This window comes from Methylocystis rosea, assembly GCF_003855495.1.
Classification (GTDB): Bacteria; Pseudomonadota; Alphaproteobacteria; order Rhizobiales; family Beijerinckiaceae; genus Methylocystis; species Methylocystis rosea_A.
On the sequence record NZ_CP034086.1, the window covers coordinates 1,900,208 to 1,920,134 of the forward strand.

20 protein-coding genes are annotated in these 19,927 nt (G+C 64.2%); 9 read left to right on the forward strand and 11 right to left on the reverse strand.

Translation table 11 applies throughout. From position 1 onward, the window contains the following. Positions 1–166 precede the first annotated feature (166 nt). Positions 167–1,843 carry an electron transfer flavoprotein-ubiquinone oxidoreductase gene (locus EHO51_RS09250; protein WP_124738641.1) on the forward strand — a complete coding sequence of 559 codons (1,677 nt, stop codon included), beginning with the start codon at positions 167–169 and terminating at the stop codon, positions 1,841–1,843. Between the two features lie 57 nt (positions 1,844–1,900). Beyond that, entirely contained in the window at positions 1,901–2,692 is a 792-nt protein-coding gene (locus EHO51_RS09255; protein ID WP_124738642.1) for a YdcF family protein, read from the forward strand. A gap of 16 nt (positions 2,693–2,708) precedes the next feature. Here the strand turns inward: EHO51_RS09255 and EHO51_RS09260 are convergent, their stop codons facing one another. Further along, positions 2,709–3,494: a response regulator transcription factor gene (locus EHO51_RS09260; protein ID WP_124738643.1), complete on the reverse strand. Its 786-nt coding sequence runs from the start codon at positions 3,492–3,494 to the stop codon at positions 2,709–2,711. A gap of 790 nt (positions 3,495–4,284) precedes the next feature. Between EHO51_RS09260 and EHO51_RS09265 the strand changes: the two genes are divergently transcribed. After that, positions 4,285–4,677 (forward strand): DUF1190 domain-containing protein, encoded by a 393-nt coding sequence (locus tag EHO51_RS09265; protein WP_124738644.1) that lies wholly within the window; start codon positions 4,285–4,287, stop codon positions 4,675–4,677. 16 nt (positions 4,678–4,693) lie between these two features. On the opposite strand, the gene EHO51_RS09270 is transcribed toward EHO51_RS09265, so the two are convergent. Together EHO51_RS09270 and EHO51_RS09275 are read right to left on the reverse strand one after the other, a co-directional pair. Next, positions 4,694–5,530 (reverse strand): DUF3108 domain-containing protein, encoded by an 837-nt coding sequence (locus EHO51_RS09270; RefSeq protein ID WP_164479374.1) that lies wholly within the window; start codon positions 5,528–5,530, stop codon positions 4,694–4,696. A gap of 85 nt (positions 5,531–5,615) precedes the next feature. Continuing rightward, positions 5,616–6,032, reverse strand: coding sequence for a hypothetical protein (locus tag EHO51_RS09275; protein WP_018408820.1), 417 nt, complete (start codon positions 6,030–6,032; stop codon positions 5,616–5,618). A gap of 95 nt (positions 6,033–6,127) precedes the next feature. On the opposite strand from EHO51_RS09275, the gene sseA reads away from it, so the two are divergent. The 4 genes from sseA (at position 6,128) to EHO51_RS09295 (ending at position 10,304) form a co-directional block, all read left to right on the forward strand. Next, complete coding sequence (gene sseA, locus EHO51_RS09280; RefSeq protein ID WP_124738646.1) at positions 6,128–7,000, forward strand: 3-mercaptopyruvate sulfurtransferase; 873 nt, start codon at positions 6,128–6,130, stop codon at positions 6,998–7,000. A gap of 182 nt (positions 7,001–7,182) precedes the next feature. Next, positions 7,183–7,521 (forward strand): P-II family nitrogen regulator, encoded by a 339-nt coding sequence (locus EHO51_RS09285; protein WP_014890136.1) that lies wholly within the window; start codon positions 7,183–7,185, stop codon positions 7,519–7,521. A 110-nt stretch (positions 7,522–7,631) separates the two neighbouring features. Further along, a complete protein-coding gene (glnA, locus tag EHO51_RS09290; RefSeq protein ID WP_026223046.1) occupies positions 7,632–9,041 on the forward strand; it encodes a type I glutamate--ammonia ligase in 1,410 nt (469 codons plus the stop codon). Between the two features lie 291 nt (positions 9,042–9,332). Next, entirely contained in the window at positions 9,333–10,304 is a 972-nt protein-coding gene (locus EHO51_RS09295) for a PstS family phosphate ABC transporter substrate-binding protein (protein WP_124738647.1), read from the forward strand. 27 nt (positions 10,305–10,331) lie between these two features. Here the strand turns inward: EHO51_RS09295 and EHO51_RS09300 are convergent, their stop codons facing one another. Further along, a complete protein-coding gene (locus EHO51_RS09300; protein WP_124738648.1) occupies positions 10,332–11,105 on the reverse strand; it encodes an extensin-like domain-containing protein in 774 nt (257 codons plus the stop codon). A gap of 51 nt (positions 11,106–11,156) precedes the next feature. Between EHO51_RS09300 and EHO51_RS09305 the strand changes: the two genes are divergently transcribed. Next, entirely contained in the window at positions 11,157–11,510 is a 354-nt protein-coding gene (locus tag EHO51_RS09305; protein ID WP_124738649.1) for a polyhydroxyalkanoic acid system family protein, read from the forward strand. On the opposite strand, the gene EHO51_RS09310 is transcribed toward EHO51_RS09305, so the two are convergent. The 5 genes from EHO51_RS09310 to recN are packed head-to-tail and all read right to left on the reverse strand — an operon-like array spanning position 11,485 to position 16,878. After that, complete coding sequence (locus EHO51_RS09310) at positions 11,485–12,180, reverse strand: class I SAM-dependent methyltransferase (RefSeq protein WP_124738650.1); 696 nt, start codon at positions 12,178–12,180, stop codon at positions 11,485–11,487. The two genes, EHO51_RS09305 and EHO51_RS09310, sit on opposite strands and share 26 nt — an antisense overlap. A gap of 41 nt (positions 12,181–12,221) precedes the next feature. Then, positions 12,222–13,145 (reverse strand): prephenate/arogenate dehydrogenase family protein, encoded by a 924-nt coding sequence (locus EHO51_RS09315; RefSeq protein WP_124738651.1) that lies wholly within the window; start codon positions 13,143–13,145, stop codon positions 12,222–12,224. Further along, positions 13,138–14,268 (reverse strand): histidinol-phosphate transaminase, encoded by a 1,131-nt coding sequence (hisC, locus tag EHO51_RS09320; RefSeq protein ID WP_124738652.1) that lies wholly within the window; start codon positions 14,266–14,268, stop codon positions 13,138–13,140. The genes EHO51_RS09315 and hisC overlap by 8 nt, the downstream gene beginning before the upstream one ends. 4 nt (positions 14,269–14,272) lie before the next feature. Further along, positions 14,273–15,151, reverse strand: a complete 879-nt coding sequence (locus EHO51_RS09325) for a chorismate mutase (RefSeq protein ID WP_124738653.1) — start codon at positions 15,149–15,151, stop codon at positions 14,273–14,275. A 47-nt stretch (positions 15,152–15,198) separates the two neighbouring features. After that, positions 15,199–16,878 (reverse strand): DNA repair protein RecN, encoded by a 1,680-nt coding sequence (gene recN / locus EHO51_RS09330; protein WP_124738654.1) that lies wholly within the window; start codon positions 16,876–16,878, stop codon positions 15,199–15,201. Positions 16,879–16,990: 112 nt separating this feature from the next. On the opposite strand from recN, the gene EHO51_RS09335 reads away from it, so the two are divergent. Continuing rightward, the gene (locus EHO51_RS09335; RefSeq protein WP_124738655.1) at positions 16,991–17,926 is read left to right on the forward strand and encodes an alpha/beta hydrolase; all 936 of its coding nucleotides are present in this window, start codon (positions 16,991–16,993) and stop codon (positions 17,924–17,926) included. Here the strand turns inward: EHO51_RS09335 and EHO51_RS09340 are convergent. Then, on the reverse strand, positions 17,870–18,769 hold the full coding sequence (locus EHO51_RS09340; RefSeq protein ID WP_124738656.1) for an outer membrane protein assembly factor BamD: 900 nt from the start codon (positions 18,767–18,769) through the stop codon (positions 17,870–17,872). The genes EHO51_RS09335 and EHO51_RS09340 overlap by 57 nt on opposite strands. Before the next feature lie 167 nt (positions 18,770–18,936). Then, entirely contained in the window at positions 18,937–19,866 is a 930-nt protein-coding gene (gene lpxC / locus EHO51_RS09345) for a UDP-3-O-acyl-N-acetylglucosamine deacetylase (protein WP_124738657.1), read from the reverse strand. Between the last annotated feature and the right edge of the window lie 61 nt (positions 19,867–19,927).

Sequence of the window (19,927 nt, forward strand, 5' to 3'; positions counted from 1 at the left end):
CGTAGAGCGGATCGAGCATGGCCTGATTATGCACCTCATCCCGCCGCCGGCGAACCTCGCCGCGAGGGCGCCTCCAACAAAGCTCCTCCCGAAGGCGAAACTCCTTTTGCCGCGGCGGCGGCAAAAAGGCTAGAATGCCTCCAAGAAAAGGCAAAAGGGATTGAAAATGGCTGAAGATACGGAGCTGCCGCCACGCGAATCTATGGAATATGACGTGGTCGTGGTCGGCGCGGGACCGGCCGGCCTCGCCGCGGCGATTCGCTTGAAGCAAGTTGCGCCGGATCTCTCCGTCGTCGTCATCGAGAAAGGCTCCGAACCCGGCGCGCATATTCTCTCCGGCGCGGTGATCGATCCGATCGGCCTCGACCGGCTTCTGCCCGAGTGGCGCACGCGCGACGACGCGCCGCTGAAGACGAAAGTGCATGAGGACCATTTCCTGTTGCTGTCGGAAAAGGGCGGCTTGCGCATTCCCAATATGTTGATGCCGCGGCTGATGAACAATCACGGCAATTTCATCGGCTCGCTCGGCAATGTCGTGCGCTTTCTCGCCTCTGAAGCCGAAAACCTCGGCGTCGAGATCTATCCCGGCTTTGCCGGCGCCGAAGTTCTTTACGGCGACAAGGGCGAAGTCGTCGGCGTCGCGACGGGCGACATGGGCGTGGGACGCGACGGCCACCCCAAGGACAGTTTCACCCGCGGGATGGAGCTCAAAGGCAAATATACGATCTTCGCCGAAGGCGCGCGCGGTTCGCTCACCAAGCAATTGCTGGCGAAATACGACCTTTGCGCCAACAGCGAGCCGCAGAAGTTCGGCATCGGCTTCAAGGAGCTTTGGCGCATTCCGAAAGAGAAGCACAAGGACGGACTTGTGCAGCATTCCTTCGGCTGGCCGCTTGCGGCCGACACCGGCGGCGGCTCTTTCCTCTATCATTTCGACGACGATCTCGTGTCGATCGGTTTCGTCGTGCATCTCAACTATTCCAATCCGACGCTCTCTCCCTTCGACGAGTTTCAGCGCTTCAAGACGCATCCGATGATCGCGCCGACGCTCGAAGGCGGCGAGCGTCTTTCCTACGGCGCGCGCGCGCTGACGGAAGGCGGGTGGCAGAGCGTGCCAAAGCTCGTCATGCCGGGCGGCGCGCTGGTCGGCTGCGCCGCGGGCTTCATGAACGTGCCGCGCATCAAAGGGTCCCACAACGCCATTGTTTCGGGCATTCTATGCGCCGAGCATGTCGCGGCGGCGATCGGCGAAGGCCGCGCGCATGATTCGGTGGACGCCTATGACGCCGCCTGGCGCGCCTCCGAGATCGGCCGCGATTTGAAGCCCGTGCGCAACGTCAAGCCGCTCTGGTCGAAATATGGCACCTATGTCGGCGCGCCGCTCTTTGGCCTCGATATGTGGACGAACGAGCTGTTCGGCTTTTCCTTCTTCGGCACGCTCAAGCACGGCAAGGCCGATTACGAGACCTTAAAGCCGCTCTCGGAAGTCACGCCGATCGTCTACCCGAAACGCGCAAGCGATGTCGTCTTCGACAAGCTGTCGTCGGTGTTCGTCTCGAACACCAATCACGAGGAGGATCAGCCGGTTCATCTGAAGCTTGCCGACCCCGCGATTCCGATCGCGCGCAATCTCCCGATCTACGGCGAGCCCGCGCGACTTTATTGCCCGGCGGGCGTCTATGAGGTGGTCTACGCCGATGAGGCGACGCGCCGCGATCCGCGCTTTGTGATCAACGCGCAGAATTGCGTTCACTGCAAGACGTGCGACATCAAGGATCCGGCGCAGAACATCACCTGGGTTCCGCCAGAGGGCGGCGGCGGACCGAACTATCCGAATATGTGATCGGACCCGGCGAAGCCTCGTTACGCGCCTTGACGCGCCGGGAATTTGCGTGAACCGATGTTCTTCATCGTCTCGAAAATCTTCGCGTTCGTTCTGGCGCCGGTCCACTTTTTCATTTTCCTCGCGGTCATCGGCGCAATGCTGCTATTCACGCGCTGGAAAAATTGGGGACGCGCGCTCTCGGCATTAAGCGCGTTCGCGTTGCTGCTGATGGCTTTTGGACCGCTCGGCGGTCTCCTTGCGGGTCCGCTCGAGGCCCGGTTTCCGCCGTCGCCAGACGACATGCCCGCGCCCGACGGCATCATCGTCCTCGGCGGCACGATCGACGAACGGCTGAGCGTCAGCCGCAACCGCCCGGCGTTGGTGGACGCGGCCGAGCGGCTGACGGCGCCGATCGCGCTGAAGCGCAAATACCCGAGCGCGCGCCTCATCTTTACCGGCGGCTCCGCCGCGCTGCAGGCGTCGCCCTACTCTGAAGCCGACGCCGTGCAGCGCTTCTGGCGTGAGATCGGACTCGATCAGGGCGACGTTCTCTACGAGCGCCGCTCGCGTAACACTTACGAGAACGCCGTCTTCACGCGCGAACTGCTTCGCCCCAAAGCCGACGAGCGTTGGCTGCTCGTCACCTCGGCGATTCACATGCCGCGCGCCGTCGGCGTGTTCCGTCAGGCGGGCTTCGATGTGATCGCCTATCCGGTCGACTATCGCACCAGCGGCGACTCCAGACTCGAATTCCCGCGTTTCGCGACGAAAGCGCTCGGTCTTGTGGAATTCGCCGCGCATGAGTGGGCGGGACTCGTCGCCTATAGGCTGACCGGAAAAAGCGACGCGCTGTTCCCCGCGCCTTAGCTGCCTGCCGCCGCGCTCAGTCCGTGCGATGCCGGCGTCCGCGCGACGAGCCCGCGGGCTCCATGCTGCGCCCGCCGGCGCCGCCTGGATATGCGCCGTGCTTCATCTCCAAAAAGAGCGCGATCGCCTGCGCCCGATTGCGCACATCGAGCTTTTCGAAAAGATTGCGCAAATGGAATTTGATCGTGTTGATCGAGACGCCGAAATCCTTGGCGAGCTGACTGTTGGTGTGCCCGGAGCCCAGCGCCGACAGCAGGCTGCGCTCCCGCAGAGTTAGATTCTCCAGCGGATCGCTGCGCATCTTGCGGATGTCGACGAAGGGAAACACCATGTCGCCCGCCGCCACCGCCGCAAGCACGTCGAGAAGCCGCTCCGGCGGGGCCCGCTTTGAAACGAAGCCCGCGCCGCCGAGCTGCAAGGTCTCGGCCGGCGCGGCGGGATCATTGGTGCCGCTGTAGACGACGATCTTGGGCGCCGCGACTTGACGCGACAGCGCGCGCAAGACGTCGCGGGCGTGCAGCGTCGGCAATTGCCAGCCGATGACGGCGATGGTGAATTTCTGCTGTCGCGCCGCCTCGAGAAACTCTTCGCCGTCCGTCAGCTTCGCCACAAGCGTGAATCGGCGATCGTCCGACAGCAGCTTGTCGAGCCCTGCGAGAATCAGCGGGCTCTTATCGGCGATCGCGACGTCGATGCGATCCGCCTCTGTCGTCGTGCGGACTCCGTCGGCGCCATTCGGCCGAGCGGCGCGCACGCCGTCCCTCTGGTCATTCGCGGCCCTAATCGAAGAGGTAGGAGCCATTCAGCCTCCACCGCCGCGCGGAGCGCAGCGAATTGGTCAAGATCGCCCGCAGTTGCCCTCAGACCCCCATCCCATGGGGGCCGGGCGGGTCGGCGCACCCTGCCCGTTAGAGGTGGGGCGTATGTCACAATACCGCAGGCTCCCGCGGATGCAAGCCTCTTTGCGCCCCCCGGCGCGCGGGCGAACAGACAAAAAAACGGCGCGCTGGCCCAGGGCCAGCGCGCCGCATTGATTGCTTCGTAAAGCTTGTTTTAGTCGTTGAACACCCAGCGGGCGGCGAAATACGCGGCCGCGCCGATGACGATGATCGCGATCATGCCGACCGGGGTCGCTGCATAGCTCGTCAGTTCAAGAATAGCGCCCATAGTTTCCTCCTTCTGTCACACACACTGCCGTTTCGCCACAAGCCGAGATTCAGGCTGCAATCCGCGATTGCGGCGTTGCTTTCTTCGTCGAATTGGTCAAGTGGAAAGCTTGGCTGACGCCGGCCCACCTCGGTCTTGGTTCAACGTTGACCTCACCTAGGCGGGAACGCGTCTGCATCGCTATTCGGCCCTAGCCGCGCCCGGAGAGCCACAATGCTCGCAGCTCTCGGCCGCGGTTCCGAAATGCGGTGGTTTCGGAGTATTGCAGACGCAAAGCGCTGTCAAGCGATCGACAGGGTCGCCGCTGCGTTGCATCGCCGCATCAAAGCTCCAAAAACAAGGGCTCAGTTTACGCTTGCCGCCGCTGCGCGCCGAAGACTATCTATCGAGCGCGGCAACAGTCCAACTCGCGAGCGTGACGTCCGATGTTCAAGTTTTTCATCATCGCTGTCGCTGTCGCGGCCGCTGGATTTTCAGCCTATTACGCGTTCCGACGCTCGCCCGTCTGTACCGCCGACGGCAAGTATATGGCGACGCAAAGCGACTGCGAGGCATGGGGCTTCAACCCCGACGTCTGCAAGCAGGCGATCGAGAAAGCGCGCGCCGTGGTGGCGCGGGCGGCGCCAAAAAGCGAAACGATGTTTCAATGCGAGGTGCGCTTCTCGGATTGCTTCGAGGCGCAGGACGGAGGCTTTTCGCCGCGCCCCTCATTCTGTCTGCGCCCGAACAAGGGCGCCGACCCTCTGGAAGTCAGATATCTCGAATATGAATCCGATCGCATGAACCGGAAAAAGACCAAGGAAGTTCGCGTCCAGTGATATTGGCCGAAGCCGGTCAGCGCCTGACGTCGGCGCGGCGCTGCTCGATCTGGAACTCCGACGCATCGATGACGAGCTTGCCGGCGGCGGTGCCGATCGCGATGTAAATCGGCACCACGACATGCGCGTCGGGAAGCGGCGCGAGCCAGACGCTGATGTCGTTGTTGTTCGCCATGTAGCGTGTCGCGGAGCTGTCGGGACGATGCCCGGCGATCGGGGTATAACGCGCCGAGCATACGGTGACAGGGCCGGCATAACCGCGCGTTTGCGCTGTGTGGGCGCCGGCATAGGCGAGCTCGACGTCGAAACGCGTCACGCCGTCAAAAACGGAAATGGTTCGGTTGCACGCCGAAGGCCCTGTGAGCTCCTCTCCAGGCGGCACGCGCATAATCAGGGCGCTGACCGGATCCACGATGTGGCGCTTGGCGCTTTCCGTCACGGGCACGCGCGCTTCGGCGTCCCAGGGCGCGGGCCTCACCTCCACCGCGCGCACCGCGTTGCCGACGAGCGACATGCGCACCGTGCGCGTTTCGTCGCTATTCGACGTGGTGTTGGCGTAATTTGCCGGCGACGGACCGCCGGCGGTCAGGCCGCCGCTCGCGCTGGCGGCGCCCTTGGCGTTGTTGATGAGATTGGCGAGACCTGTCGTCCGCATCGAGATCTCGACGCGGTAGTTTTGCGCGTCGACGATGCCGGAAGCGGATGCGCTGCCGATGGAGAGCCCCATGAGGCTCAAGGCGTAATGCGCCTTGAGCATCTCCGCGGCGGCGGGCGCGCAGAGCGCAAATGACATCGCTGCGGCGGCGCAGCCGCCGCGCGCCGTGAGGCATGAAAGTCGGTTTAGCGCTCTCATGGCCTGAGCGTATCGCTTGTTGCAGCCCATTCTTCTACCGCACTCGACCTCTCGGTCGAATTCATGGCGTGCGCGGCTGTGAGGCTCAGGCCCATTCTTGCCAATGTCCGTCTTCGAAAATGCGCCATGCCCGCAACCCCGCCTTTGCGACTACGAGCCGTCCCGCCTTCGCCTCGGCGACAAGATGCTTGAATATGAGAGGATTGCGCCAGGAAAACGGCTTTTCCGGGTCGCAGACCGCGTGGTATTCGTCGCTGTCGGGGTCGTCCATCAGCAGCGTGCCGACCTTGTCGGGCCGCAGTTGGGAAGTAAAGCTGCGCTCATCTTTCCATCGGCAGTAGTAGTCGCGACACACGTCCGGACGCGTGTCATAAACGCCGCAGCCGCCCGTCAGCGCGCAATGCTCGCAGAGCTTGCCTGCGGGCTTCTTGAACTCTTCGATTTCAAGAACCTTGCAGCAGAAGTAGCAGGAGCCGCAGGCCTTGCCTGGAATGTCGAGCATGTCGGTCAAGCGCCTGATGGCGTGAGAATCGAATCGGCGTATTGTGAACGCCGCACCGCCGGATGCAAGCAGCGTCAGGATCAGCGAGCCGAGCCATGACGCGTATAATCGACCCCGCCTCTCTTTTCGTGTCCGCCGCGTGGCTCGCCGAACGTCTCGACGCGCCCGATCTCGTTGTCTTCGACGCGTCGTGGCACATGCCGGCGACCGGCCGCGACGCGCGCGCCGAGTTCCTTGCGGGGCACATACCCGGCGCGCAATTCTTTGATATAGACGCCGTCGCCGATCCGTCCACCGACCTGCCGCATATGCTGCCCAAGCCCGAAGTCTTCGCGGCGGAGATGCGCCGGCTCGGATTCGGCGACGGCATGCAGGCGATCGTCTATGACAGCGTCGGCATATTTTCCGCGCCGCGTCTCTGGTGGACTTTTACTGTCTTCGGCGTGGAAAGGGTCTCGATCCTTGCGGGCGGCCTTCCCGCGTGGCAGGCCGAAGGGCGTCCGCTCCAGCAGGGAGAGGCGCGCAGGCGAGCGCCGGCGGCGTTTACGCCCCATTTCGACGCGAGTCTGGTCGCCGACGCGCCGGCCGTGCGGCGCGCGCTTGATCTCGGCGGGCCGCAGGTGGTCGACGCGCGCGGCGCGGAGCGTTTCCACGGATGGGCGCCTGAGCCGCGCCCGGGCCTGCGCTCCGGCCACATGCCCGGCGCGCTGAACCTTCCATTCGGCAATGTCCTCGAAGGCGGGAGACTGAAAGACAAGCTCGGACTCGAAGCGGCCTTTTCCTCCGCGGGCGTCAATCCCGACGCGCCGGTCATCGCCACCTGCGGCTCCGGGCTCACCGCTTGCATCGTCAGCCTCGCGCTCGCCGCAGCGGGCCGACCGCCGGCTACGGTGTATGACGGCTCCTGGTCGGAATGGGGGGCCCGGGAAGACCTGCCCGCGGTCATCGACGATCGCAGCATCGCCTAGACAATAGGCTTATCGCTTAATTTAAGAGCATACAGTATATCTCAGAGGCGCCAAGCCTAAGTTGGGCGCCGGAACTTTGGCCATGGCGCGGCCAAGGCGGCAATGTTAGAAGCTCGACGGCTCTTCAGCAGAGCCAAAGTCGCTAGCGGGCCGGGGCTTAAGCTAAGCGCGCGGGGGATTTGATGAAAAAGGTTGAGGCGATCATTAAGCCGTTCAAGCTCGATGAAGTGAAGGAAGCGCTGCAGGCGGCGGGCCTCCAGGGCATCACGGTCACCGAGGCGAAGGGTTTTGGCCGTCAAAAAGGGCACACTGAGCTCTATCGCGGCGCTGAGTATGTCGTTGATTTCCTTCCGAAAGTTAAAATAGAGATCGTTCTCGCGGACGACGCCGTGGAGCGCGCCGTCGAGGCCATTCGCACGGCTGCGCAGACGGGCCGAATCGGCGATGGCAAGATTTTTGTTTCAAACGTCGAAGGCGCGATCCGAATTCGCACCGGCGAGACCGGCGCGGACGCCATCTAGCACTGAGCCCCCGCCCCATGAGCTTTCTCGCCAACATCTTTCGACGCTCCGCCGCGCCCAATTCGAAAACAGCTAAACAGCAAGATCAGCAAAGAGAGGCATCGAACCACATGACAACGGCCAAGGACGTTCTTAAGCAGATCAAGGATAACGACGTTAAATACGTCGATTTCCGTTTTACCGACCCGCGCGGCAAGTGGCAGCATGTGACGTTCGACGTTTCGATTGTCGATGAAGAAGCTTTGACCGAAGGCATCATGTTCGACGGCTCGTCGATCGCCGGCTGGAAAGCGATCAATGAATCGGACATGACGCTCCTTCCGGATCTGGATTCCATCTCCGTGGATCCCTTCTTCGCGGCGTCGACGCTCTCCGTCGTCTGCGACGTCGTAGAGCCCGCGACAGGCCAGCCCTACAACCGCGACCCGCGCGGCATGGCCAAGAAGGCGATGGAGCATCTGAAATCGACCGGCGTCGGCGACACGGCCTTTTTTGGTCCTGAGGCCGAATTCTTCGTCTTTGACGACGTGCGCTTTTCAGCCGAGCCCTACGATACGGGCTTCACGCTGGATTCGACCGAGCTGCCCTCCAATAGCGGCACGGCCTATGAGGGCGGCAACCTCGGCCACCGCGTGCGCACCAAAGGCGGCTACTTCCCGGTGCCGCCGGTCGACGCCGGACAGGACATGCGCGGCGAGATGCTCGCCGCCATGGCGGCCATGGGCGTCAAGGTCGAGAAGCACCATCACGAAGTCGCCTCCGCCCAGCACGAACTCGGTCTGAAGTTCGAGACGCTCGTCACGGTCGCCGACCACCTGCAGATCTACAAGTATGCGATCCATCAGGTGGCGCATTCCTACGGCAAGTCGGCGACCTTCATGCCGAAGCCGGTTTTCGGCGACAACGGCTCGGGCATGCATGTCCATCAGTCGATCTGGAAGGACGGCAAGCCGGTCTTCGCGGGCGACAAATACGCAGGCCTCTCTCAGGAGTGCCTGTGGTACATCGGCGGCATCATCAAGCATGCGAAGTCGCTGAACGCCTTCACCAACCCGTCGACCAATTCGTATAAGCGTCTGGTTCCGGGCTATGAGGCGCCGGTGCTGCTCGCCTATTCGTCGCGCAATCGTTCGGCGTCGTGCCGCATCCCCTTCAGCTCCAACCCGAAGGCGAAGCGCGTCGAAGTTCGTTTCCCCGATCCGACGGCGAATCCCTATCTGGCCTTCGCCGCCATGCTGATGGCGGGCCTCGACGGAATCGCCAACAAGATCGATCCGGGCGGACCGGCCGACAAGGATCTCTACGATCTGCCGCCGGAAGAATTGAAGGCCATCCCGACGGTGTGCGGCAGCTTGCGCGAAGCGCTCGATAATCTCAAGGCCGACCACGCCTATCTGACGGTCGGCGGCGTCTTCAACGAGGACTTCATCAACTCCTACATCGACCTCAAGATGCAGGACGTGATGCGCTTCGAGATGACGCCGCATCCGGTCGAATTCGACATGTATTACAGCTACTGACGAAAAGACGCGGCCGCCGCGCCTTCGCGCTGCGGCCACATCACGTCAAACCGGAAGGCGACGCCTCGCCTTCCGGTTTTTTTTGCGCTTTTTTTCGACTGCACGTTGCGCGGCCGTCCTGTCGCATAGGCGTCATGAGCCTGTCATTTCGCCGAGCGAAATTGCGGCGAAAGCAAGAGCGTCTCACACAACATTCGGGCGGGCGTTCCCACGCCGTCTCCACGTCGATCGCGCGCTTGACGCGGCGAGGTGGTTTCGGCCGCAATGATTTTGATGCAACGGAGAAAAGCCATGAAACTGCGCGCCCTCTCCGCCGCCGTCGCGGCTTTCGTAGTTTTGGCCGCCGGCGCTGTTGCGCTCGATCTGGAGCTCTCCCCCTACAAGGTCGTCAACGGACTTTCGGGAAAATTGAGGTCGGTCGGCTCGGACACGATGCATCACGAAATGGAGCTCTGGGCCGAAGGGTTTCAAGCGATCTACCCAAATGTGTCGATCGAACTTGTCGGCAAGGGTTCGAACACGGCGCCGCCGGCGCTCCTCTCGGGAGAATCCCAGCTTGGGCCGATGTCGCGGCAGATGAACCCCGATGAAATCGGGGCCTTCCAGGCGAAATATGGCTACAAGCCGACGGCGGTTCTGGTCGCGATCGACGCCTTGGCGATATACGTCCACAAGGACAACCCGCTCCAATGCATCAACATGGAGCAGATTGAGCGGGTTTTCGCCGCCGACCCGAAAAGCGGCGGCGGCAAGAGCATCCTAACCTGGGGCGAACTTGGCCTCACCGGCGAATGGGCGGCTAAGCCCATTGCTCTGCAGAGTCGAAATGCTTTGTCCGGCACCTATAAATATTTCAAACAGCACGCCCTCGCCGGCGCCGACTTCAAAGACACCGTACAAATGCAGGTTGGCTCTGAAGCCGTCGTCAGCGAAGTGACGAAGGACAAATACGCGATGGGCTATTCCGGCATCGGCTACAAGACGGCGGGGGTTCGCGCGGTTCCGCTGTCGTCGGGCAAAAGCTGCTATGACGCCTCCTTCGACAACACGTATTCGCGCAAATATCCGCTGGCGCGGGGTCTCTTTATTTACCTGATGAAGGACCCAAAGAAGCCGATCGACACGCTCAGCGGCGAATTCGTCAAATATGTTCTTTCGAGAGATGGTCAGACGCAGGCGAAGAAGGGCGGCTATTATCCGATCACCCGCAACATTCGCGAGCATGAGCTGACGCGCCTCGGCCTACTCGCATCGGCGAATTGACAGCAGGCGAAGGCCCGGAGCGCGCGCTCACTGACAAATGCGATAGCTGCCATTCGATCCATGGCGCTCGACGTCGAAATGAAGATGGCTTGCGTGATAGGGATCTGATCCAGGTCCAAGTATCGTGGTGAACCAGCCGCAAGCCGCCGTTCTTAGCGCCTTGACGTAAGCTGTCGATTGAGGATCCGGCTGAGCGTCGACGGCGATCTTTCGACCGTCCGAGAAAACAAATGCGCCGACATCAAGAGCGAGCCCTTTGGCGTGCGCGCTCAACTTGGCCCCGTTATCATGATTGCGGCCGCGGCATTCGTAGCCTGGACCTGTGTCAATCGCGACGAGCGACGCGCCCATCGTCCCGGGGCCGAGCGGCGCCAGCAGATTTTTCACGTAATCGGAAAATTGTAGCGCGAAGGCGCAACCCAGCAGCGGCTTAGCATTGAGCGCGACGCGCCGTACGCCGACCGTGACTGAAAGAAGACGGACCGGCGCCTCGATCGCGCACCCGTCAAGCGCGCCGGCAGGCGCTTCGGCGGGTTCGAAAGCGACGCCAGCCGCGCCCAGATTCGCCATGCAATCCTCGGGGGGATGGGGCTCCACTTGCTGCGGCTTGGCGCCAACGGCAGGCTTTGCCTCCGGTAGGGGGATGGTCTGAAACGCCGGTCGTCGTGGCGGCGTCGGCGCGTCGAGCGCCCCAGCGGAAGTTGCGACACCGCTCAACGCCAGAACGAGCGCAACCTCGACCGTACAGCGCACAAGCTCGCGAGAGATCGTCGTCCTCATCATCGCCTTTAGCCGCGCCATTCTTCTAATCCTGCAGAGGGGCGCCTACATTGGGGCGAGTGGAGGAAGCCAATGTCGAACGCCATCACCGTCACAGTGCCGCATGATCTCGGCGTCGAAGCGGCGAAAGCCCGAGTCTCCGAACAGCTGGCAAGGATGCAACGCGAATATGTGGACAAGGTCGCGCATTCCGAAGTCACCTGGGCCGGCGACGTCGGAACGGTTCGCGTGACGGCGCTCGGCCAGACGGCGACGGCGCAGATCACGGTGCTGAAGGATTTGCTGCGCATCGACGTTCAGCTGCCGTGGGTGTTGGCGGCCATTTCCGGCAAGCTGCAGCAATTAATCTCGCGCAACGCCGGCGACGCCTTGCGCATCGGCCAAGCGCCGAAAAACGACGCTAGCGCCGCGCGTAAAACACCGTAAAGCGGTGGCGCTTCCAGCCGATGTCGGCATAGCGGAATCCCGCGTCTTCGAGCCAGGCGATCTGATCGGCGAAGGTCGCGCTGCGATCGAGCTCCGTGCGCTTTCTCGCCGCCGCGAAATCATCGGCGGCGATTCCTGACCCTCGGACATCCGCTTCCCAGCGGCGCTGATAGGCGTCCTCGATTTCGCGCATCGCGCCGAGCGACTGGTCGGCGTTGAGGAACACGCCGCCGGGTCGCAGCGCATCATGAATCCGCCGGAAGAGTCGGCGCTTCGCCTCGTGATCGAGATGGTGGATGGAGAGCGCCGAGACGACGGCGTCGAGCGGCCCAGGGAGCGGCGCGGTTGCATAGTCCGCGAGCGACAGGCGCAGGCGCGCGCCGTAAACCGCGAGCCGTTCGCGCGCCGCATCGAGCATCCTCGGCGCGAGATCGACGCCTTCGACCTGCGCGCGGGGAAACCGCTTGAGAATCATTTCCGACAAGAGACCGGTGCCGACGCCAAGGTCGACGCATCGAAATTCTCCTTGGCCGACGGCCTCTTCGAGAAGGTCGAGCGTGGTCCCGTAGAAGGCGTCGAAATGTGGAATGAGTTTGCGTCGCAGCGCGTCATAGCCGGGAACGGCGTTTTCGAAAGCGGCGCGCAGCGCGTCGAAATTCGACTCGGTCATATGTGATTCCCGTATAGACCGCGGCCGTGGAGAGACGGTTTTCACCGCCCTTCCGCTCGCCTTCCGAAGTCGGGCGCTGCCGTGTCCTGCCCCTGCTCGATGATCGAGCGGCGGATGTCGCGGGTGCGGGAGAAGAATTCCAGCAGCCCCTCCCCGTCGCCCCGCCGGATCATCCGCTGCAGCACGCTGAGATCTTCGTTGAAGCGTCCCAGCATCTGCAGGACGGCGTCCTTATTGGCGAGGAAAATGTCGCGCCACATGATGGGATCCGACGCGGCGATGCGCGTGAAATCGCGAAAGCCGGACGCTGAGAATTTGATGACCTCGGAACGCGTCTCATCGCCGAAGTCATCCGCCGTGCCGACGATGTTATAAGCGATGAGATGCGGCAGATGGCTGGTGAGCGCGAGCACGGCGTCATGATGCGCGACGCTCATCGTCTCGACGTTGGCGCCCAAACGCATCCAGAACTTCGTCAGCCTTTCCACGGCTGCGGCGTCGGCGTTGTCGGGCGGCGTGAGAATGCACCATCGATTTTGAAACAGCGTGGCGAATCCCGCGTCCGGTCCGGAGAACTCCGTGCCGGCGATCGGATGGGCGGGAATGAAGCGCGCGGGTTCGGTAAGATGCGGCGCCATCTGCGCGACGACGGCGCCTTTCACCGAGCCGACGTCGGAAAGAACGGCGCCCTTTTGCAGATGCGGCGCGAGGCTTTGCGCAACGTCGCCGCAAGCGCCGACAGGCGTGCACACGATGACGAGATCGGCTCCACCCACCGCCTGCGCATAATCCTGTGTCGCAACGTCGGCGAGACCGAGTTCGCTGGCGCGTCTGACGACCTGAGGCGATGAATCCATCACCGCGACATGCCGCGCCGCGCCGAATTGGCGCGCCGCGCGCGCGATCGACGAGCCGATGAGCCCGACGCCGATCAGCGCCAGGCGTTCACAAGCAGGATCAGCCATGAACGCCTGCTTGCGCGTCTTGCCGCACGCGGGCGCTCTGCATGAATTCAGCAAGCGCTTCGACGACGCGCTCATTCGCCTCCTGCGCGCCGACCGTGAGCCGCAGGAACTCCCCCATGCCATAGGCGCCGATGGCGCGCAGCACCAGGCCGCGCGACATGAGGAAGCGGTCGGCGTCGAGGGCCGTCAATCCCGGCGCGTTAGGGAAACGTATGGCGACGAAATTGGCGACGCTCGGCAGAACGTCGAGGCCGAGCGCGGAAATTTCTCGCGAGAGCCACGGCAGCCAGCGGTCATTATGCGCGATCGCCGCCTCGAGATGCGCGCGATCCGACAGCGCGGCGATCGCCGCGACTGAACCCGCGCTCGAGACATTGAAGGGCGAGCGGATTCGGTTCAGCGCGTCGATCACATGCGCGGGTCCGTAGGCCCAGCCAACGCGCAGGCCCGCGAGGCCGTAGATTTTCGAGAAGGTGCGGGTCATCACGACATTTTCATGCGCATCGACCAGCGCGACGCCCGCTTCATAATCCTCGCGCAGGACATATTCGGCATAGGCGGAGTCGAGCACGAGCAGCACATGCGCGGGCAGCGAACGCGCCAGCCGCGAGACTTCATTCGCGGTCAGGAAAGTGCCGGTCGGATTATTCGGATTGGCGAGGAAAACGATCTTTGTTCTCTCGCTCACACAGGCAAGCAGCGCGTCAACTTCCGCTGTGTAGTTCGTCTCGGGAGCGACAACCGGCGTTCCCCCCGCGGCGAGCGTGACGATCTTATATTCAAGGAACCCATGCTGGCTGTAGACGCCCTCGTCTCCGGGCCCGATGTAGGCGAGCGCAAGCAGCTCCAGAAGATTGTCCGAGCCGGCGCCGGCGATGATCCGGTCCGAGTTCAGCGCGTAACGCGCGCCGATCGCCTCGCGCAGGGCGCGCGACGAACCTTCGGGATAAAGCGCCATATGGTCCGCCATGCCGCGCAGGGCCTCTATGGCGCGCGGAGATGGGCCGAGCGGCGTTTCGTTGGCCGACAATTTGAACACGCGCGCGGCGCCCGGCGCGGCGCTCCTGCCGGGCACGTAAGCGTCGATCGCGAGAACGGTTGAACGGGGGGTGGGCTTGGTCATGTGATCAATCGCCTGGCGCGAAGACGCCGCTGCGCGCGTCGTTGAGCTGGAAGCGCATCGCGTGGCTGCCGATCACGTCTACGCGCGCGCCCTCCACCCCCGCTTCCGCCAACGCTTTGGCGAAGGACTGGGCGTCAGCGTCGCCGGCGGCCGCGACAAGCAGCGCGAGCCCTTCCGGATGGGGGGCGCTCGCGAGGATTTCGCCTTTGAGCGTCTGGAAAGCGGCGGGCAGCGCGTGCGTCCAGCGCGCGAGGCCGACCGCATAAAGCGTCACGCCATGCGCCATTGCGTCGGCCGGAAGCCGCGCGACGACGAACATCGGCAGACCCGCAGGATGATTGGGCCGCTCGACGAAAGGCAGGCGCGCGATGATCTTGGGGGCGCCTTCGCCAACGAGGCGCATCCACCAGGCGCCATCCGACAGGCCGCCCGTCGCGCGCAAGATCCCCAGATCGCCGGTCGAGGCGGCGACCGCTTCGATCACCGCGCCAGCGCCGTGATGCGCGACATAGGGAACGGTGAACCCGAAGTGGAAGCGCGCCGAATCGCGCATCTGCGCGTCGCCGCCGCTGTCGTCGGCATGCACCGAATAATTCGCCTGCACATAGGTGAAGGTTGAGACGATGACGCGCCAAACGCCTTCGACGGCGTCGAGCGGCAGGAGCCCCTGGTGACGCTCGACCAGCGCGCGCATCATCTGCGCCTCGCGATCGGGTCGAAAGGCGCAGCCGACGCCCTGCGCGCGCTTCACGGCGATCAGCCGGTCGATGATCTCGCCGCGCTGCATCAACAGCCGATGCATGTCGCGATCGATCCGGTCGATCTCGTCGCGCAATTCGGCAAGCGTGTCCGCGGCGGGCATGAGCAAAGGCGCATTCTGCATGGCGCACTCTCTTAGGCCAGCGCGGGACAGGAGGCAACGAAAGGCTCCTACCCCGCCCCTTCCAGCAGCCGCGCTGCGGCGGCGCGCGCTTCTTCGGTGATGGCGGCGCCCGACAGCATGCGGGCGATCTCCTCGCGCCGCTCGCCCTCGGCAAGCACGGCGACGCTCGTCGCGACCCGCTTGTCCTTGCCGGTCTTCGCCGGCGCGCCCTTGCTGATGCGCAGATGCTGGCCGGCGCGCGCGGCGACCTGCGGCGCATGGGTGACGGCGAGCACCTGCGCGCGCGCGGCGAGACGCGCCAGCCGCTGACCGATGGCGTCGGCCACGGCGCCGCCGACCCCCGTGTCGATCTCGTCAAAAACCAGCGTCGGGGCCGAGCCGCGGTCCGCAAGAACGACCTTCAGCGCCAGCATGAAGCGCGCGAGTTCGCCGCCCGACGCGACTTTCGTCAACGGTCCCGGACGCGATCCCGGATTGGTCTGCACCCAGAATTCCACGCGGTCGATTCCTTCCGGCCCTGCGGACTCGGCGTCGCTCGTCACTTGCGTCGAGAAATGCGCGCCCTCCAACCGCAGCGGCTTCAACTCGGCGTCGACCAGCGCATCGAGTTTCTTCGCCGCTGCGCGGCGCGCCGCGGACAGCGCCGAGGCCGCTTCGTCATAGGACTGCTTCGCGTCTGCAAGCGCGCGCCCCAGCGCGACCAGCCGCGCTTCGGACGCATCGAGCGCGGCGATGTCATTGGCGAATTTTTCTTCAAGCTTCGCAAGGTCGGCGACCGCGACCTGATGCTTGCGCGCGGCGCCGCGCAGCGCGAACAGCCGCTCCTCGACCCGCTCCAATTCCGCCGGATCGAACTTCGTCTCAGTCAACGCGCGTTCAAGCGCTTCCTCGGCGAGGCCCAAGGCATCGACAGCCTGCGTCAAGGCGCGCGCAGGCGCGTCCAGCAGTTGCGGCGCCTGCGTCAGACGCCGCTCCAATCGCCGCGCCGCCTGAGCGATTTCCCGCGCCGGTGATCCGTCATTTGAAAACGCCGAGAGCGCGTCGGAGATATCCGAAGCGACCTTTTCGGCGCGCTGCATGAAGAGCCGTCGTTCGGCGAGCGTCTCTTCCTCGCCCTCCTGCGGCGCCAGCTCCGAAAGCTCGGCATGGGCATGGCGCAGATAGTCTGCGTCGGCGCGCGCCTTGGCGACGCGCGCGTCTTCTTCCGCCAGCGCGCGGCGCGCCGCCTGCCAAGCCCCGTAGCGCGCGCGCACGTCATTCGCTTGCGCGACGAGGCCGCCATGCGCGTCGACGAGCGCGCGATGCGCGTTCGGATCGACGAGCGCGCGTTCGTCGTGCTGACAGTGGATCTCGACGAGTTCGCGTCCAATCGCGCGCAGCGCCTGCGCGGTCGCCGGCTGATCATTCACAAAGGCGCGGGTGCGCCCGTCCGCCGCCTGCACGCGGCGCAACACCAGTTCGTCCTCGCTCGCGAGGCCGAATTCGCGCGCCGCGAGATGCGCGGGATGATTCGCCGGCGTATCGAACGCCGCCGTCACCTGGCCCTGTTCGCAGCCGGCGCGCACGAGCGACGCGTCGCCCCGCCCCCCGAGCGCCAGCACGAAGGCGTCGAGCAGGATCGACTTACCCGCCCCGGTCTCTCCCGTGAGCGTCGTCAGACCCGGCGCGAACTCGAGGTCGAGCGCGTCGATCAGCACGATGTCGCGAATGGAAAGACGGACCAGCATGGGGCGTTGCTCAAATGCCCTGGGCGCGCACATGCGCCGGAAGCCGCGCGCCGGCGACGCGCGGACGGCCCTCGATTATAGTCGCCAGCGCCCTTTTCCAAACGGAGATTTTATGGCCGATCTCGGCATCGACGACATTCGCGCGCTGCTGAGCGCAAAACCGCGACCCGTCGGCTGGCCGGCGCGGCGCGCCCGCATCGAGGAAGTCGGCGCCGTTTGGCCGAGCGCGCCGGATATCTCGTTGGAGCCGGCGTCGATCGACGGCATGGCCGCCGAATGGTCTTGCGCGCCAACGAGCGACCCGTCGCGCGCGCTGCTGTTCTTCCATGGCGGCGGCTACTGCTCCGGCTCGATCGTCAGCCACCGCCGCATGGCTACTGAAGCCGGACGCGCCGCGGGCGCCCGCACGCTTGCCGTCGAATTCAGACTCGCGCCCGAGCATCCGTTTCCCGCAGCCTATGAGGATGCGCTCGCGGCCTGGCGATTTCTTCGGGGACAGGGGTTTTCCGCGCGCCAGATCGCGGTCGGTGGCGACAGCGCCGGCGGCGGCCTGACGCTTGCCTTGCTGATGCGGCTGCGCGACCTCAAGGAGGCGCTCCCTGCCTGCGCCTGGCTCGTCTCGCCTTGGACCGATCTCACCCTCTCCGGCGAAACGCTGGCGACGAAAGACGACGCCGACCCGCTGCTGCATAAGGCCTATCTGGAGGAACTCGCGCAGGCCTATGTCCCGACCGGAGTCGATCGCCATGACCCGCGCGTCTCGCCGCTGTTTGGCGATCTGAGCGGCTTGCCGCCCCTCATGATTCAGGTGGGTTCAAACGAAACGCTGCTCGCCGATTCGACGCGACTTGCCGCGGCGGCCGGCGCCGCCGACGTTTCGGTCACGCTGGAGATTTGGCCGCGCATGATCCACGCGTGGCACTTATGGAATGCAAGGCTTGAGGAGGGCCGACGCGCGCTCGCCCATGCCGGCGCATTTATCCGGGCGCGATTATTGGAGGACGGCCAGATTCGCGTGGAGCGACTTTCCGATCTTCGAGAGCCATGAATCCGTGTATTCGTGCGGCTCGAGACCGTCCGTTTTCAGCAGAGCGTGGGCGTCCTTATACCACTGCGAATCCGGGTAATTATGCCCCAGGATGGCGGCGGCCGTCTGCGCTTCGTTGGTGACGCCCATCGCGAGATAGGCTTCCGTGAGACGATAGAGCGCCTCTTCGGTATGACGCGTCATCTGATATTTGCCGAGGACGTCGTGGAAACGGTTGATCGCGGCGGGGTAGTTCTTGCGAAGCAGATAGAAGCGCCCGACGTTCATCTCCTTGGCGGCGAGTTGGTCTCGCGTCACCTGCATTTTGTATTTGGCGTCGTTCACATATTCCGACTTCGGAAATTTCTGTACGAGCTGCGTGAAAACCTCGAGCGCCTTCTCAGCCGACTGCTGATCGCGCATGACGTCCGGCACCTGATTATAGAAGGACATGCCCGCGAGATAGTAGACATAAGGCGTATCGGCGGAGTTCGGATAAAGGCCGATATAGCGCATCGCCGATTGCACGGCGTCGTCATATTTGGGGTGCTCGTATTGAGCGAAGGTGGTCATCAGCAAGCCTTTGCGGGACCAATCCGATGACGGATATTGCTTTTCCAATTCGCCGAATTTCTTGGCTGCGCCCTCGTAGTCCTTGGCCTTCAGCCGCGCCAGACCGGCGTTATAGAGATCCTCGGCGGGGATGTCTGGCGTGACTTCCGTCTGATATTTCGTCCCGCCGCCGCCGAAGAGACCGAAACCGCTGGTGATCGAGTCCATGAGGTCGGCGCGCGCCGGCGCCGCGCCGATCGACAAGGCCGACGCCAAAGCCAACACTCTGATTGAACGATCGAAAACCGACATGTGTTGCCCCATTGCGGCGCTGCGCGACGCTCGCGCGGTCCCGGCGCCCTCTAACCTCAATAAAGCCAAATGGCGTTGCTGGACGCCCTTGCCCTGCCCTGACGGCGGGCGGCGCACCGATCCCGCCTTTGCGGTCGGCTGAAAGAAGAACCTTCGATCTGGCGAGATTATGGCGACAGGCTTCGGCCTGTCGCACTCACGCCTTCGTTATGCCCGCTGTCGAGTTCGAGCGCCAGGGCGCCCGCGCGCGCCGCAGCTTCGAGGAGCGCGAGGTTGAGGCTATGGCCGCCGCGATAGGAGCGGAAGGCGCCTATGATCGGCGCCCCGGCCAGCGCCAGATCGCCGACGACGTCGAGCATCTTGTGGCGCACGCATTCGTCGGCGAATCGCTCCCCCTGCGAATTGATCGCGGCGCGGGCGTCAAAGACGAGCGTGTTGTCGAGATTGGCGCCGAGCGCCAGACCTTCACGCCACAGCCGCTCGGCGTCGCGCAGGAATCCGAAGCTGCGAGCGCCGGCCAGTTCGCGCCGGAACGTCTCGGGCGTCAGATCAAGCGCCAGGCGTTGGCGGCCGACTGGACGGGAAAAGGCGATTTCCACATCCAGATGAAGGCCGGATTCTGCCGGCCGCAGCTCCGCCCAGCCGGCCCCGTCGGATACGCGCGCCGGAGTGACGACGCGCAACACGCGCCGAGGCGCAGCAAGCGCCACGACGCCGGCCTCGTCGATCGCCGAGACGAAGTCGCGGGCCGAGCCGTCCATCGCTGGAACCTCGTCGCCTTCCAGCAAAACCAGCGCATTGTCGACGCGAAGCGCGCCAAGCGCGGCCATCACATGCTCGACGGTCGACACGCTCGCGCCGTCGCCGGCGAGCTGGGTGCGCAATGTCGATGCGTCGACGCGCGACCAATGCGCTTCGATATCGGCTCCGGCGACGCTGAAAACGATCCCGACGTCAGCGCCGGCAGGCGCGAGCGTCATGCTGGCGGGACGGCCGCCATGCACGCCCTGGCCGGTTAACGTGAAGCTTCGTGCGAGCGTCTGCTGAACCGCCGGCGCGGCCGCGCTCCCGGGACGCGCAGCGCGGCGCGCGCGCAACGCAGGTCGGCGTGAATCCGAACGAATGGCGCAACCCTCCCCTAAAGCCCGGACGAACGAT